17 protein-coding genes are annotated in these 13,597 nt (G+C 73.6%); 2 read left to right on the top strand and 15 right to left on the bottom strand.

All coding sequences use genetic code 11. The annotated features are described in order from the left end of the window. Nucleotides 1–185 precede the first annotated feature (185 nt). Together ACRAS8_RS15025 and ACRAS8_RS15020 are read right to left on the bottom strand one after the other, a co-directional pair. Complete coding sequence (locus tag ACRAS8_RS15025; RefSeq protein WP_438490492.1) at nt 186–1,178, bottom strand: asparaginase; 993 nt, start codon at nt 1,176–1,178, stop codon at nt 186–188. Between the two features lie 90 nt (nt 1,179–1,268). After that, the gene (locus ACRAS8_RS15020; RefSeq protein WP_438490491.1) at nt 1,269–1,814 is read right to left on the bottom strand and encodes an RsiG family protein; all 546 of its coding nucleotides are present in this window, start codon (nt 1,812–1,814) and stop codon (nt 1,269–1,271) included. A 390-nt stretch (nt 1,815–2,204) separates the two neighbouring features. On the opposite strand from ACRAS8_RS15020, the gene dtd reads away from it, so the two are divergent. Then, nucleotides 2,205–2,630 carry a D-aminoacyl-tRNA deacylase gene (gene dtd / locus ACRAS8_RS15015; protein WP_438486556.1) on the top strand — a complete coding sequence of 142 codons (426 nt, stop codon included), beginning with the start codon at nt 2,205–2,207 and terminating at the stop codon, nt 2,628–2,630. Between the two features lie 279 nt (nt 2,631–2,909). Here the strand turns inward: dtd and ygfZ are convergent, their stop codons facing one another. From ygfZ to ACRAS8_RS14985, 6 genes are all read right to left on the bottom strand, one after another. After that, a complete protein-coding gene (gene ygfZ, locus ACRAS8_RS15010; protein ID WP_438486555.1) occupies nt 2,910–3,890 on the bottom strand; it encodes a CAF17-like 4Fe-4S cluster assembly/insertion protein YgfZ in 981 nt (326 codons plus the stop codon). Nucleotides 3,891–3,920: 30 nt separating this feature from the next. Next, complete coding sequence (locus ACRAS8_RS15005) at nt 3,921–4,376, bottom strand: Fur family transcriptional regulator (RefSeq protein WP_438486554.1); 456 nt, start codon at nt 4,374–4,376, stop codon at nt 3,921–3,923. A gap of 93 nt (nt 4,377–4,469) precedes the next feature. After that, nucleotides 4,470–5,516 (bottom strand): ABC transporter substrate-binding protein, encoded by a 1,047-nt coding sequence (locus ACRAS8_RS15000; RefSeq protein WP_438486553.1) that lies wholly within the window; start codon nt 5,514–5,516, stop codon nt 4,470–4,472. A 23-nt stretch (nt 5,517–5,539) separates the two neighbouring features. Next, a complete protein-coding gene (locus ACRAS8_RS14995) occupies nt 5,540–6,313 on the bottom strand; it encodes an ABC transporter ATP-binding protein (protein WP_438486552.1) in 774 nt (257 codons plus the stop codon). Beyond that, nucleotides 6,313–7,356: a FecCD family ABC transporter permease gene (locus ACRAS8_RS14990; RefSeq protein ID WP_438486551.1), complete on the bottom strand. Its 1,044-nt coding sequence runs from the start codon at nt 7,354–7,356 to the stop codon at nt 6,313–6,315. The genes ACRAS8_RS14995 and ACRAS8_RS14990 overlap by 1 nt, the downstream gene beginning before the upstream one ends. A 251-nt stretch (nt 7,357–7,607) precedes the next feature. Next, entirely contained in the window at nt 7,608–8,219 is a 612-nt protein-coding gene (locus ACRAS8_RS14985; protein ID WP_438486550.1) for an FABP family protein, read from the bottom strand. 253 nt (nt 8,220–8,472) lie between these two features. Here ACRAS8_RS14985 and ACRAS8_RS14980 point away from each other — a divergent pair, with 253 nt between their 5' ends. Further along, the gene (locus ACRAS8_RS14980) at nt 8,473–8,838 is read left to right on the top strand and encodes a DsrE family protein (RefSeq protein ID WP_438486549.1); all 366 of its coding nucleotides are present in this window, start codon (nt 8,473–8,475) and stop codon (nt 8,836–8,838) included. Between the two features lie 38 nt (nt 8,839–8,876). Here the strand turns inward: ACRAS8_RS14980 and ACRAS8_RS14975 are convergent, their stop codons facing one another. The 7 genes from ACRAS8_RS14975 to ACRAS8_RS14945 all read right to left on the bottom strand — a co-directional run bounded on the left by ACRAS8_RS14975 (nt 8,877) and on the right by ACRAS8_RS14945 (nt 13,514). After that, complete coding sequence (locus ACRAS8_RS14975; RefSeq protein WP_352296649.1) at nt 8,877–9,176, bottom strand: DUF3099 domain-containing protein; 300 nt, start codon at nt 9,174–9,176, stop codon at nt 8,877–8,879. Nucleotides 9,177–9,353: 177 nt separating this feature from the next. Continuing rightward, complete coding sequence (locus tag ACRAS8_RS14970) at nt 9,354–9,641, bottom strand: DUF1416 domain-containing protein (RefSeq protein WP_438486548.1); 288 nt, start codon at nt 9,639–9,641, stop codon at nt 9,354–9,356. A gap of 40 nt (nt 9,642–9,681) precedes the next feature. Beyond that, on the bottom strand, nt 9,682–10,527 hold the full coding sequence (locus ACRAS8_RS14965) for a sulfurtransferase (RefSeq protein WP_438486547.1): 846 nt from the start codon (nt 10,525–10,527) through the stop codon (nt 9,682–9,684). Nucleotides 10,528–10,698: 171 nt separating this feature from the next. Continuing rightward, on the bottom strand, nt 10,699–10,806 hold the full coding sequence (locus tag ACRAS8_RS14960) for an Ms5788A family Cys-rich leader peptide (RefSeq protein ID WP_363152786.1): 108 nt from the start codon (nt 10,804–10,806) through the stop codon (nt 10,699–10,701). 228 nt (nt 10,807–11,034) lie between these two features. Next, nucleotides 11,035–11,736 carry an LmeA family phospholipid-binding protein gene (locus tag ACRAS8_RS14955; RefSeq protein ID WP_438486546.1) on the bottom strand — a complete coding sequence of 234 codons (702 nt, stop codon included), beginning with the start codon at nt 11,734–11,736 and terminating at the stop codon, nt 11,035–11,037. A gap of 223 nt (nt 11,737–11,959) precedes the next feature. Next, a complete protein-coding gene (locus ACRAS8_RS14950; protein ID WP_438486545.1) occupies nt 11,960–13,258 on the bottom strand; it encodes a hypothetical protein in 1,299 nt (432 codons plus the stop codon). A gap of 10 nt (nt 13,259–13,268) precedes the next feature. After that, a complete protein-coding gene (locus ACRAS8_RS14945; protein WP_438490490.1) occupies nt 13,269–13,514 on the bottom strand; it encodes a MoaD/ThiS family protein in 246 nt (81 codons plus the stop codon). Nucleotides 13,515–13,597 lie beyond the last annotated feature (83 nt).

Genomic DNA, 13,597 nt, shown 5'->3' with positions numbered 1-13,597 from the left:
CCCGGCCCCCCGCGGGGTGGATGCGGGGGGCGCGGATTCCGCCGGGTCGGGGCCGGCGACCGGTCGCCCGACCAGGGCCGCGGCGGGCCGCCGGCCACCGGATCACCGGCCCGCGCGAGCCCTCGGCCCGGGCTCCGACCCGGTTGAGCACCGGCCCAGGGCCGCCCGCCCGGCGCCCTCCGGCCTCAGAACGCCGCCCGGATCTCCCCCACCCGGCTGCCGCCCCCGTGCAGCGGCACGTCCTCGATGCGCGCGAGCACCGGGTCGTCGACGCCCAGGCCCCGAAGGACCCGCGCCAGGACCGGCCCCAGGGTGCGGCCCGCACCGTCGTCGATCTTGAAGGCCACGGCCCGTCCGTCCGGCAGGGCCAGCGCCTGCACCGCTTCGGCGCCCATCTTGGAGAGGGTGCCGGGGAGGGCCCGCATCAGCCAGGTGTCGGGCCGGCGGGTGCCCGCGACGTACTCGGGGTGGGCCCGCATCGCGTCGGCCACCCGCCGCTCCGGCGTGCCCGGCTCGGCGAGGACGAAGTGGCGGTAGGCCCGCGCCAGCCCGGTCAGCGACAGCGACATCAGCGGCGCCCCGCAGCCGTCGGTGCCTATGTGGGCCACCTCCTCGGCGGCCGCGGTGCGCACCATGTCCAGAACCAGCTGCTGGAGCGGGTGGTCCTGCTCCAGGTACGTCTCCAGCGGCCACCCGTTCAGCGCGCAGGCTGCGAGCATCGCGGTGTGCTTGCCGGAGCAGTTCATGGCCAGCGGCTCGCGGACGTGGCCGGCGGCGAGGTAGCGCTCCGCCTCCTCCGGGTCCAGCGGCAGGTCGGGCGGCGTCTGGAGGTGCTCGGTGGTGAGCCCGTGCTCGGCGAGCATGGTCCGTACCAGATCGAGGTGGAACGATTCGCCGGAGTGGCTCGCCGCGGCCAGCGCCAGCCGCTCCCCGGAGAGCTCCAGGCCCGCCCGCAGGATCGCCGCCGCCTGCATCGGCTTGTTCGACGACCGGGGGAAGACCGGCGCGGCCACGTCGCCGAGCGCCTGCTCGACGCTCCCGTCGGCCGCCAGCACCACCAGCGACCCCCGGTGCCGCCCCTCGACGAAGCCGGAGCGGACGACCTCGGCGAGCACCGGCGACGGGATCGCGGGACCCGACGGGACGGCGGTCGCCGCGGACGGCGCCGGCTCGGATATCGGGGTGGACGAGGACGAGGTCTGCGACGAGGTCACGGCCGGCCTTCCGGGAGACGGGGACCCGCTCCCCCGGAGGCGGCTCGTGACCGGTCAGGACAGCAGGTCGTCTACTTGTGCTTCGCCTTCACGGTACCTTCGCGCGATTTCCGCACTGCAATCGTCGGTCGTGCGCTGAAGGGACTGCCGGCGCAGCGAGATCTGCCGCTCGTAGCGGATCAGCCGCCCCATCCCGTCCTGCAACTCCTCGTCCGTACGGGCCGTGAGGTCCGACAGCTCGACCTCGCCCAGCATCTCGTCGGCGAGCCGGCGGTACTCCTCGCTGTGCGGGGTGCCCAGCGTCACATGGCGCGCGGACGAGCGCTGGCGCGACGGCAGGTCGGTGAGGATCTCCGGCAGCCGGTCCAGCAGCGGCGAGTGCGAGCCGGTGCGGCGGGCGGTCTCGGCGCGCAGGATGTCGATCCGGCCCTGCAGCAGCCGCCGCAGATAGCTGAGGTCGGCCTCCTCCTGCTGGCAGTCGCGGCGCACCACGCGCAGTTCGGGCAGGCTCAGCCCGGACAGCTCGGGCGAGCCGGCCGGCCGGAAGCGGTCGCGCTGCTGCGGGGGGCGGGCACTCGGTGCCTGGCCTGCCTGGAGCATGGGGTCGTCCTTGGTACGGGCGGGCGCGGCGGGAGCCGGCGCCGGGGTGGTGGTGGTCGGTGCGTGCGGGGCCTCCGGGGCGGTCGGGGTCTCCGGGGCTGCCGGTCTCGTACCGCCGGACGGCGGGGCGGGGCGGGCCGGCGGCGGGCTGCCGGCCGGTGCAGTACGGGCGGTTGGCACGGGGCCGGGTGTCCGGCCGGCGCCGAGTGTGGTCATGGATCGTTCCGTCCCCTCGTCCGGTGCCGCATCCAGGGCATGGTGTCCGTGAAACGCACCGCGTGCACGCATCGTGCCACTGTGTGCGGGCCGTGTGCAGGGCCATGGCACTCGAACGGCCCTTGTGGGGGTACCCGCGCGGGGCGCCCGGGACGGCCGGGCATCATGGCGGGTATGCGAGCTGTGGTGCAGAGGGTGAACGGCGCACGCGTCGACGTGGCGGGCGAGACGGTCGGGGAGATCGTCGGGGAGGGGCTGTGCGCCCTGGTGGGCGTCACGCACGACGACACCCCGGAGAAGGCCGCACAGCTCGCCCGGAAGCTGTGGACGCTGCGGATCCTCCAGGGCGAGAAGTCCTCCTCGGACAACGGGGCGCCGCTGCTGGTGATCAGCCAGTTCACTCTCTACGGTGACGCGCGCAAGGGCCGTCGCCCCACCTGGCACGCCGCCGCCCCCGGCCCCGTCGCCGAACCGCTGGTCGACGAGGTGGTCGCCCAGCTGCGGGCGCTGGGCGCGCAGGTGGCGACCGGACGGTTCGGCGCGGACATGAAGGTGTCGCTGACGAACGACGGGCCGTTCACGGTGCTCGTCGAGGTCTGAGGGGGCGTGGGGGGCGGGCGGCTCGTAGGGGGAGGGGGAACGGATGCCCTAGGGGACGCGAAGGCCCCCTGCGGGGCCACAACGGGGCAGGGGCGGGCGGTATTCCCGAGCCACAACGGGGCGAGAGGCGGTGCGGGGCGAGGCGGGGCGGCGGTTTCCTCGGCTCGTAACGGAACGGGCCCGCAACGGCACGAACCGCGGCGGCACGAACCGCGGCGGCACGGCCCGCAACGGGACGGAGCGGGCGGGCCGGACCGATTCCCGGAGGCCTGCCCCCCGTCATGGCTCGACCACGACCTCCTGGGATGCCGCGGTGGTGCCCGCGATCAGGGGGGCGTCGGTCGGTACGTTCCGCTTGACCAGGGCCAGGGCGATCGGGCCGAGTTCGTGATGGCGGGCCGAGGTGGTGACGAAGCCGAGCTGGCGGCCCTCCTCGCCGTCCGCGGCCAGCCGGATCGGCGTCCCGTGCGGCGGGAGGTGGACCTCGCTGCCGTCGAGGTGGAGGAAGACCAGACGGCGCGGCGGCTTGCCGAGGTTCTGGACCCGGGCGACGGTCTCCTGGCCGCGGTAGCAGCCCTTCTGGAGATGGACCGCGCTGCCGATCCAGCCGACCTCGTGCGGGATGGTGCGGTGGTCGGTCTCCAGGCCCAGCCGCGGGCGGTGCGCCTCCACGCGCAGCGCCTCCAGCGCCAGGACGCCGATCGCGGGCCCGTGCGCCGCGGCGAAGGACTCCAGCTCGGCGCGGGGCAGGAAGACGTCGCGGCCGTGCGGGGTCTCCCGGACGACGGTGCCCTCGGGGGCCTCGGTGATGGAGCCGGCCGGGAGGTGGACGACGGCGAACTCCCCGGTGCGGTCGGCGACCTCGACCCGGTAGAAGAACTTCATGCTCTCCAGATAGGCGAGCACCGCCTCCTGTTTGCCGGGCTCGGTGTGCATCCAGGTCGTCGCGCCGTCGTCGACCAGGTAGAGCGCGTGCTCGACATGGCCGTGCGCGGAGAGGATCAGCGCCTCGGTGGCCTGGCCGGGCGGGAGTTCACTGACGTGCTGGGTGAGCAGCAGATGGAGCCAGCTCAGCCGCTCGGGTCCGCTGACGGTCAGCACGCCGCGGTGCGAGAGGTCCACGAAGCCGGATCCGTCGGCGAGGGCGCGCTGCTCCCGGAACAGGTCGCCGTAGTGCGCGGCGACGCCTTCGTCGGGGGCCTCGGCGGGGACGGCGCCGGGCAGCGACAGCAGAGGGCTGGCGGATGAATGTCGCAGCATGGGGCCAGCCTACGACCAGCGGCGCCGGTCCTACTCGTTCCCCTTGGCGCGCTCGCCGCCCTGCGCCGCCCGGTCCGTGCAGGCCGTGCACCGGCCGAAGATCGCGAAGTGCTTCAGGTCGGTGTCGAAGCCGAACTGCTCGCGGAGGGTGGCGGTGAACGGCGCGGCGACCGACACGTCCGCCTCGATGACATCGGTGCAGTCCCGGCACACCAGGTGGAGGTGGTGGTGGCGGTCGGCGAGGTGGTAGGTGGGCGCCCCGTGCCCGAGGTGGGCGTGGCTGACCAGCTCCAGCTCCTCCAGCAGCTCCAGCGTGCGGTAGACGGTGGAGATGTTGATGCCGCCGGCGGTCTTGCGCACCTCGGTGAGGATGTCGTCCGGCGTGGCGTGCTCCAGCCTGTCGACCGCCTCCAGGACGAGTTGCCGCTGCGGGGTCAGGCGGTATCCGCGCCTGCGGAGGTCGCTCTGCCAGTCGGTGGTCACCACACGGCCAGTGTAGGAGGGCGGCCGGGCGCGGCGCATGCCCCCGAGTCGGCCATCCCTGCCGTGCCCCCGGACCGCCTCCGCGCCGCCCCGGGATCAGCCGGTGTGCACGCCCCGCAGATAGCGGGCCAGGTCGCTGATGGCGGTGGGGTTGCGGGGGCTCTCGACGAGTTCGGCGTAGTCCATGACGTAGATGCGGTGGTTGCGGATCGCGGAGACGTCGGCGAGCGGGGGGTAGGACTCCAGGAACGCCTTCTTCTGTGCGGCGGTGGTGTCCCCGTAGTTGTTGATGACGATGACGTCGGGGTCGCGGGCGACGACGGTCTCCCAGCCGACGGCGGTCCAGGAGTCCTTGAGGTCCTTCATGACGTTGTCGCCGCCGGCCTTGGTGATGATGTCGTGCGGGCCGGCGTACCGGCCGGCGGTCAGCGGCTTGTCGCGGCCGTCGTCGTAGAGGAAGACGGTGGGGCGGTGGGCCGGGGCGTGCGCGGCGGCCTCGGCGACCTGCTTCTTGTACGTACGGATCAGGGCCTGGGCGCGGTCCTCGACGTCGAAGATCTTCCCGAGGGCGGCGAGGTCGGCGTAGAGCGCCTCCAGGGGCGGCATCACGCCGCGGGCGCCGCCGTCGGTGCCGTTGTGGCAGGACTCGGTCAGCACATAGGAGCCGATGCCGAGCTTCTTCAGGGCGGCGGGGGTCAGGCCGTTGCCCTCGCCGAAGCCGTAGTTCCAGCCGGCGAAGACCAGGTCGGCCCTGGCGTCCAGGGCCATCTCCTTGGTGAGGGCCTTGTTGGAGAGCCGGGGGACTTTGCCGTAGGCGGCCTTCCAGGGGACCTTGGACAGGTCGCCCTTGTCGTCGGGCATGGCGTAGCCGGCCATCCGGCCCTCCAGGCCCAGCGCGAACATGATCTCGGTGATGCCGACGTCGTTGGTGACCACGCGGCGCGGGGCGTGCGTATAGGTGGCCGGGGTGCCGCAGTTGGTGACGGTGACGGGGTAGTGCCCGGAGGCGCGGTCGCCGGTGTCGTCGCCGGCGACGCGCTCCTTGGCGACGTGGGCGCCGCAGCCGGTGAGGGCGAGGGCCAGGGCGGCGAGCAGGGCGGCGGGGCGCAGGCCGCGGCGGGCGGCGCGGGAGGCGTTCGGCATGGGGGCTCGGGTTCCTCGGGGGCTCAGGAGGCGGGCAGGCGGTCGAACAGCAGCTGGACGGCGCCGGTTTCGGGGTGGCGCACGCGGTGCGCGCGGACGCCGAAGACTGAAGCGAGCAGCTCGGCGGTGAGGACGTCGTGCGGCGCGCCGGAGGCGACGATCCGGCCGCCGGCGAGGACGTACAGCTCGTCGCAGTGCACGGCGGCGAGGTTGAGGTCGTGCAGCGCGGCGAGCACCGTCGGCCCGCTGTCCCGGACCAGCGCCAGGACCTCCAACTGCTGTGCGATGTCGAGGTGGTTGGTGGGTTCGTCCAGGACCAGCACCCGCGGCTCCTGGGCCAGCGCGCGGGCGATCAGCACCCGCTGCTTCTCGCCGCCGGAGAGCCGCAGGAAGCCGCGTTCGGCGAGGTGGGCGGCGCCGACCCGGGCCAGCGCCCGGTCGCAGATCCCGCGGTCCGCGGCGCTGGGCCGGCCGGAGCCGCGCTGGTGCGGCAGCCGTCCCATCGCGACGACCTCGGCGGCGGTGAAGTCGAAGTCGGTGCCGCCCTCCTGGGGCAGGGCGGCCAGCAGCCGGGCGGCCTCGCGGGCGGTGAGCCCGTGCAGGTCGGTGCCGTCGAGCCGGACGGTGCCGGCGGCCGGGCGCAGCGCGCGGTAGACACAGCGCAACAGGGTCGACTTTCCACTGCCGTTGGGGCCGACGAGCCCGACGATCCGCCCGCTGTCGGCGGTCAGGCCGATGTCGTGGACGAGGTGCCGCCCGGCCACCGCCACCGACAGCCCGGTGATGTCCAGCCGCATCAGGCACCGCCTCCGAAGGTGTAGCCGCGCCGCCGCATCAGCAGCACGAAGCAGGGGACGCCGACCACGGCGGTGAGCACCCCGACGGGCAGCTCGACGGGGGCCAGCAGCACCCGGGAGAGCAGATCGACCCAGACCAGCAGCACCGCGCCGAGCAGCGGCGCGACGGCCAGCACCCGGCGGTGGTCGGCACCGACCAGCATCCGGGTGGCGTGCGGCACCATCAGCCCGACGAAGCCGATCGCGCCGCTGACCGCGACCACCGCGCCAGTGGCCGCGGCCGCCACCACGAACAGCTCGCGGCGCAGCCGCTCGGGGTCCACGCCCAGCGCCGCGGCGGTCTCGTCCCCCATGGCCAGGGCGTTCAGCCGGCCCGCGGAGAGCAGCAGATGGGCCAGGGCCGCGGCGACCGCCACGGCGGCGATCGGGACCGAGCCCCAGCCGGCCCCGCTGAGGCTGCCCAGCAGCCACATCATCGCCGAGCGGGCCGCCTCGCCGCGGTCGGCGGTGAACACCATCAGGGTGGTGATCGCGGAGAAGCCGTAGTACATCGCGGTGCCGGTCAGCACCAGCCGCATCGGGGTCAGCCCGTGGGCGGTGCGGGCGGCCGCGTAGACGAGGGCCATGGCCAGCAGCGCGGAGACGAAGGCCGAGGCGGACAGCGCCCAGATGCCGAGCGCGCCCAGCGCCCCGAAGAGCAGGACGGTGTTGGCGCCGACCGCGGCGCCGGAGGAGATGCCGAGCACGAAGGGGTCGGCGAGGGCGTTGCGGACCAGGGCCTGGACGGCGACGCCGATGGCCGAGAGGCCGGCGCCGACGACGGCGGCGAGCACCGCGCGGGGGAACCGCAGCTCCCAGACGATGGTGTAGGCGGAGACCTCGTCGGGGCGTATGGTGCCGCCGGTCAGGCCGGCGCCCAGATAGCGCAGGACCTGCGGCCAGCCGATGCCGGCGGCGCCCAGGGCGGTCCCGCACAGCAGCGAGGCGAGCAGGACGGCGGTGAGAGCCGCGGCCAGGGGGAGGGTGCGGGCGGGACGTGCCAAGGGTGGTCGGACCTTCGGCTCGGGCCGCGTGTGTACGTAAGGAGCGGCGGCCCGTGCCGGGCGTCGGCGGCGTCCCCTCGCAGTCCACGGCGAGTCGGTGCGGATGCGGCGCCGCCGCGGGCGATCGGGCTTGCGGAACGCGCCCCGTGCGGGGCGTCCGCTTACCGTTGCGGGTCAGCGCCGGACTCTCACCGGACTTCCCCCGCGGGGCGCGTCATGCGTGATGGTTGCGGGCCGGGCGGCCCCGGGCGTCAGCCCTCGTACGGCGTGCCGTCCGGGCGGAAGAAGGCGACGCCGTCCGGCATGTCGTCGGGCAGGCTCTCGGCCCACTCCTTGAGGTCGGTGACCTTCTTCAGCTGCGCGGACATGTACGGGCGCAGCGGGACCTCCGGCGTGGACTTCTCGCCGACCCACATCAGGTCGCCCTTGACGTAGCCGTAGAGCCGCTTGCCGCCGCTGTACGGGCTGGCCGCGGCGGTCCGTGCGATGGCGTCGGTGGCCAGGTCGATCTGCGGCTTCTGGTCGGCCAGCTCGCCGTACCAGATCTCGACGACGCCCTGGTCGCGGGTCATCACGACCTCGACCTTGCGGTCCGCGTCCACGCGCCAGAAGCCGTTCTCGGTCTCCAGCGGGGCGACCTTCTTGCCCTCTTCGTCGAGCACCCAGGTGTGCGAGGTGTACTCGAGGAAGTCGCGGCCGTCGTGGGAGAAGACGACCTCCTGGCCGAAGTTGCACTTGTCGACGCCGGGAGCCTGTGCATCGGCGTCTCCGACACGGGCGAAGACGCCGGCGCCCTCCCAGCGGCCGAGGAGGAAGGCCAGCGGGACCAGCGACGGGTTCAGGTCGGACGGGATCTCGATCATGAGCTCAGGCGATCTGTGGGGCGACGGGTGGGCGGGGTCAGCGCTGGCCCTGGTACAGCTTCTTCCAGGTCAGCCCGGCGAACGCGATCACGCCGACGGCGACCAGAACCAGCAGGGTGGTGAAGAATGCCTCAAGCACGAGCGCGCTCCTTGGGCGGAGTGAGGTGTTACGGACCGCCTGCGAGTCTAGTCGGCGCCCCCGGCGGCGGCGCTGTGAGGTCCGCGTGAGGTCCGCCGCGCCTACGCTGGGCCCATGGCGAAGAAGCTGGTGATCAAGGTGACGGCGGGCGCGGACGCGCCCGAGCGGTGCTCGCAGGCGTTCACGGTGGCGGCGGTGGCGGTGGCCAGCGGTGTCGAGGTGTCGCTGTGGCTGACCGGGGAGTCGGTGTGGTTCGCGCTGCCGGGCCGGGCGGCGGAGTTCGAGCTGCCGCACGCGGCGCCGCTGCCGGAGCTGATCGACGGGATCCGCGCGGGCGGCGGGGCGATCACGGTCTGCACGCAGTGTGCGGCGCGGCGCGGCATCGAGGAGAAGGACCTGATCGAGGGGGCGGGCATCGCCGGCTCCCAGCTGTTCGTCAGCGAGATCATGCCGGACGGCGTGCAGGCGCTCGTCTACTGACGCCAGGGGGCGCGGGCTCTAGCTCCGGCGGCGGTCCGCTAGCTCCGGCGGCGGTCCTCGTCGTCGCGGTCGTCCAGCTCGCGCCACCAGCGGTCGGACTCCGGGTCGCCGGACTCGTCCCACCAGCGCTCACCGGGCTCGCGGCGGTTGCCGACGACGGCCGCGCAGGGCGGGATGACCATGGCGACGACGCACATCGCGACCGCGGCCGGCACGGACCACAGCCGCACCACGCTCCACGCCAGCACGAACAGCATCAGGCACACGCCCATCAGGACGAAGTACCTGCGGTGGCGGCGCTGCGGCGGGGTGAGCCGGCGGTGCGCATGCGCGGACATACCTCCACGGTAAGTCCGCCGTGCCCCGGAAAGAAGCCCGGAGGAGGGCCCGCGCGGGCGGCCCGCCGCACCGCAACAGCACGGAGGGCCGCACCCCACAGCCAAGGCGTCCAAACCCCTGGGGTGCGGCCCTCCGGCCGTACGGACCCGGATCGCGGGTCCGTCGCGCGCGTGCCGTCAGACGGCGATGGCGACCTCCGCCACCCCGCCCTCCTGGACGACGACCTTACGGTCCGCGGTGCCGCCCGGCACGAGGGCGCGTACCGTCCAGTCGCCCTCGGCCGCGTAGAAGCGGAACTGTCCGGTCGCGGAGGTGGGGACCTCGGCGGTGAACTCGCCGGTGCGGTCCAGCAGGCGGACGTAACCGGTGACGGGCTGGCCGTCGCGGGTCACGCTGCCCTGGATGGTGGTCTCACCGGGCTTGATGGTCGAGGCGTCCGGGCCGCCGGCCTGTGCTCCACACATGGGGGTACTTCCTTGAGGGGTAGGGAGGGGGCTCTCGGGATTACTTGTTGGCGCCGAGCTCGATCGGGACGCCGACCAGCGAGCCGTACTCGGTCCAGGAACCGTCGTAGTTGCGGACGTTGGTCTGGCCGAGCAGCTCGTGCAGCACGAACCAGGTCAGCGCGGAGCGCTCACCGATCCGGCAGTAGGCGATGGTGTCCTTGGCGAGGTCGACGGCCTCCGCCTCGTAGAGGGCCGTGAGCTCGTCGTCCGACTTGAAGGTGCCGTCGTCGTTGGCGTTCTTCGACCACGGGATGTTGCGGGCGCCGGGCACGTGGCCGGGGCGCTGCGACTGCTCCTGCGGCAGGTGCGCGGGGGCCAGCAGCTTGCCGCTGAACTCGTCGGGCGAGCGGACGTCGACGAGGTTCTTGGTGCCGATCGCGGCGACCACGTCGTCACGGAAGGCGCGGATCGAGGTGTCCTGGGCCTTGGCCTTGTACTCCGTCGCCGGGCGCCTGGGGACCTCGGAGCCGTCGACCAGGTCGCGGGAGTCCAGCTCCCACTTCTTGCGGCCGCCGTCGAGCAGCTTGACGCTGTCGTGGCCGTAGAGCTTGAAGTACCAGTAGGCGTACGCCGCGAACCAGTTGTTGTTGCCGCCGTAGAGGATCACCGTGTCGTCGTTGGCGATGCCCTTCGCGGAGAGCAGCTTATCGAAGCCCTCCTGGTCGACGAAGTCGCGGCGGACCGGGTCCTGGAGGTCCTTCTTCCAGTCGATCCGGACGGCGTTCTTGATGTGGTTCTTGTCGTAGGCCGAGGTGTCCTCGTCGACCTCGACGAGCACGACCTTCGGGTCCTCCAGGTGGGCCTCGACCCAGTCGGCGTCTACGAGGACGTCGCTACGGCTCATGGTCTTCTCTCCTCCGGGGCAGTTGCGGGGGGGCGGGCTTGAGGGGTGCACGCGTACGCCGGACGGCGCGGCGCGATCGGGCGCGCGGCGCTGTACGGGGGACCGGTGACGGGGAGGCGGGCGGCCTCAGAGGGCGGCCGGCCGGCTGGGGTGACGGGGACGAACGGCCCGTCAGACAGGGCGACAGAGCATGGCGGCGACGCGGCACAGGTCGACTGCCCGCCGCTTCGTCAGTACCGCCTGTCCCCGTGGACGGAGACCGCTCAATGCGCTCTGCATGGGGCCGATGGTAGGGAGGCGGAGCGCGGCATGTCACCGGTGTGTCAAATGGCGAGATGTGATTGTCCGCGATGCGGGATGCGTGCGCCGGGAGGAGCGGCGCGGAACGCGCGGCGGAGCGCCGCCGCAGGTGGGGGTCTGGCGTACGGACCGGGGCGTCTCAGGAAATGGACCGGGGCGGTGGGCCCGGGCGGCGGCCGGTGGGGCGGTCCGCCACCCGGGGGCGGCTCAGTGGGTGAGCTTGACGTCCGTCCCGGACGCGGTGACCGTGATGCCCTGCGCGGTCGTGGTGACCTTCTCCAGCTTCAGGCTGCCCGGCAGTTGGTCCAGCTTCCAGCCGTGGTCGGTCTGGTCCCGCACCTTGCGCTCGCAGCCGGGGAGCGCCCGGCACATCGCGGGGATGGCGCCGGCCCGCACCTGGACGGTGTCGCCGTGGACGATCTCGATCGAGCCGGTGATGTCGAACGAGCTGAGCAGCGGGATGTTGGGGGAGATCTTGACCTGCGCGCGGCCGTTCTTCTCGCCGCCGTAGGAGATCTTCACGCCGCCGCCGGCCGCGGCGGTCATGTCCGCGAAGCTGATCTGGGCGGTGGCGGTCGCCGAGGCGGCGCTGTCGATGGAGGTGTAGTCGCTGGTCAGCGCGACGTCGTGGAACTGCGCCGAGAGGTGCTTCAGGGTCAGCGTGCGGCCCTCGGAACGCGCCGCCACGTGGTCGAGCTCGGCGTCCACCTCGTCGAGGTTCCGCCCGGCGACCTGGGTCAGGAACGGGAAGCCCTTGATGGAGACCTCGGGCGTCGAGGTGATCCCGTTCATGCTGCGGAGCTTGTCCGCGGCCTTGCTCTCGGCGAGATTGACCGCCACGCGGTCGGCCGCCACGAACAGCCCGCCGAATATCACGACGAGCACCAGCAGCACTTTGAGTGCGCGCATCGAATCACTACCCCCACTTGTGACAGCAGCCGGACCGGGGCCCGCCCCGACTGCGTGGCGTCAAAATCCGTCAAATCCGTCAAATCCGTACGCGGGCCCCCAGCCCGCGCTTCCGGGGAACCCTAGACGACCCGGTCCCCGGAACGGCAGCGGCGGCCGTGCCGGGGCGCGGAACCCTGCGCTCCGTACGGCCGCCGCGGCGCTGCGTGGTGGCGGGCCCGGGCTATCCCAGCGCCCGGCCCAGGACGTAGACCGCGGGGGCCGCGAGGGCCAGCGGCAGGGCGACGCCCGCGGTCATGTGGACGAACTTCGACGGGTAGTCGTAGCTGGCCACCCGCAGGCCGATCAGGGCGCAGCCGCCGGCGGCCAGGCCCAGCAGGGCGCCGGCGGTCCCCATGCCGGTCAGCTGGCCGGCCGCGATGCCGCCGCCGACGCCGGCCAGCAGGCCGAGCACCAGGGTGAGCGGGCCGGGCAGCGGCAGTGCCCGGGCGAGCGCCGCCAGGGCGACCGCGGTGGCGCCGACCACCACCGCGTCCGGGTCGGCGGCCAGCTGGCCGGCGGCGAGCACTGCCAGCGCGGACGCCGTCAGGCCCGCGGTGAGCGCGTACATCCGCTCGTCCGCGCCGGAGCGGTTGCGCAGCTGCAGGACGATGACCAGCAGGCACCACACGCCGAGCGTGCCGATGGCCACCAGCGGCGCGTCCTCGTGCGGGGTGGCCAGCAGCCCGGCGTCGGTGGCCAGTCCGCCCAGGAAGGCCAGCGCGATGCCCTGACGGGCCGGCCACATGCCGTTGAGCCGGAACCAGCCGGCGGCGGTGACGGCCTGGAGCAGCACCACCGGAACCGCCAGGACCGGGCGGGCGACCGGGGCGGCCAGCGCCAGCAGCAGGGCGAGCAGCGCGGTCAGCGCGGCCGGCTGGATACCGGGCGGGATGATCGGCGAGCGGCCTTCGAGGCGGGCGAGCTGGTTGGGCTTCAGCGGGGCCGTAGGGGCGGCGGCCGCGGCGGCCGGCGGCTCCGGGTGGCCGGCCGGCACCGGCTCGGCGGTGGCGGTGGCCCCGTGTGTGATCCCCTGCGTGGCCTCGGCGGCCTCGTAGGGGGGCTGGGGTGCGGCGTGCCTGCCCTGGTGCGGTGGGGGCGCCGGGGCGGCGTAGGCGTCCTGCCCGTAGGTGTCGTGCCCGTGTCCGTAGGCGTCCTGGCCTTCGTAGGGCGCGGTGGGGTGGTGCGGCTGCTGCTGCCCGAATGCCTCGTAGCCGTACGGCTGTTGGGGCTGGTGCTGTTGGGGCTGGGGCTGCTGGGCCTCGGGGTGCTGCGGCTGCTGGGGCTGCTGCAGATAGGGGTCGTAGGGCTGCTGCCCGTACGAGGTGCCATAGGGGGCCTGAGGGTCGTACTCAGGCGTAGGAGCGTAGCGGGAGGTGTCGCCGTGCAACGGTGTCGTTGAGGGGCGGTGGTCGGGTGACGGGTGGGCATACGGGTCGTACCCGTCGTACGGGTTCTGGTGCTGCGGCTGGTTGTCGCTCATGGCCCTCTGCTCATCCTCCGGCGAACGGCGGCAGGACCTCGACGGTGCCGCCCTGGGTCAGCGGCACCTCCGCATGATCGCGGGAGCCGACCTGGGCGCCGTCCACCAGGAAGGAACAGCGCAGCAGGACGCGCGCGAACTCCGGGTTCGCGGCGTGCGCGGCGCGGGCCGCGTCCAGCGCCTCGGCGAGCGTCGCCGCCGCGTACGGCTCCTCTGCGGCGCCCGCGGCGGCCTTGGCCGCGGCCCAGTAGCGCACGGTGCCAGTTGTTGTCACGGCGGCCTCTTCATGTCGGGGGCTCTTGCCGCCTCCATGATGGCGTACGCGGCGGCCGGTCCGGT

The sequence above is a fragment of the Streptomyces sp. S186 genome (genome assembly GCF_051603415.1).
In the GTDB taxonomy this organism is placed as follows: domain Bacteria; phylum Actinomycetota; class Actinomycetes; order Streptomycetales; family Streptomycetaceae; genus Streptomyces.
This window is presented reverse-complemented; position numbering and strand designations above follow the sequence as displayed.

Excerpts from the sequence above, each read along its gene's own strand:
- ACRAS8_RS15020 (WP_438490491.1), bottom strand. The coding sequence starts at position 1,814 with ATGCTCCAGGCAGGCCAGGCACCGAGTGCCCGCCCCCCGCAGCAGCGC.
- dtd (WP_438486556.1), top strand. The coding sequence starts at position 2,205 with ATGCGAGCTGTGGTGCAGAGGGTGAACGGCGCACGCGTCGACGTGGCG.
- ygfZ (WP_438486555.1), bottom strand. The coding sequence starts at position 3,890 with ATGCTGCGACATTCATCCGCCAGCCCTCTGCTGTCGCTGCCCGGCGCC.
- ACRAS8_RS15000 (WP_438486553.1), bottom strand. The coding sequence starts at position 5,516 with ATGCCGAACGCCTCCCGCGCCGCCCGCCGCGGCCTGCGCCCCGCCGCC.
- ACRAS8_RS14995 (WP_438486552.1), bottom strand. The coding sequence starts at position 6,313 with ATGCGGCTGGACATCACCGGGCTGTCGGTGGCGGTGGCCGGGCGGCAC.
- ACRAS8_RS14985 (WP_438486550.1), bottom strand. The coding sequence starts at position 8,219 with ATGATCGAGATCCCGTCCGACCTGAACCCGTCGCTGGTCCCGCTGGCC.
- ACRAS8_RS14980 (WP_438486549.1), top strand. The coding sequence starts at position 8,473 with ATGGCGAAGAAGCTGGTGATCAAGGTGACGGCGGGCGCGGACGCGCCC.
- ACRAS8_RS14975 (WP_352296649.1), bottom strand. The coding sequence starts at position 9,176 with ATGTCCGCGCATGCGCACCGCCGGCTCACCCCGCCGCAGCGCCGCCAC.
- ACRAS8_RS14970 (WP_438486548.1), bottom strand. The coding sequence starts at position 9,641 with ATGTGTGGAGCACAGGCCGGCGGCCCGGACGCCTCGACCATCAAGCCC.
- ACRAS8_RS14965 (WP_438486547.1), bottom strand. The coding sequence starts at position 10,527 with ATGAGCCGTAGCGACGTCCTCGTAGACGCCGACTGGGTCGAGGCCCAC.
- ACRAS8_RS14960 (WP_363152786.1), bottom strand. The coding sequence starts at position 10,806 with ATGCAGAGCGCATTGAGCGGTCTCCGTCCACGGGGACAGGCGGTACTG.
- ACRAS8_RS14955 (WP_438486546.1), bottom strand. The coding sequence starts at position 11,736 with ATGCGCGCACTCAAAGTGCTGCTGGTGCTCGTCGTGATATTCGGCGGG.
- ACRAS8_RS14950 (WP_438486545.1), bottom strand. The coding sequence starts at position 13,258 with ATGAGCGACAACCAGCCGCAGCACCAGAACCCGTACGACGGGTACGAC.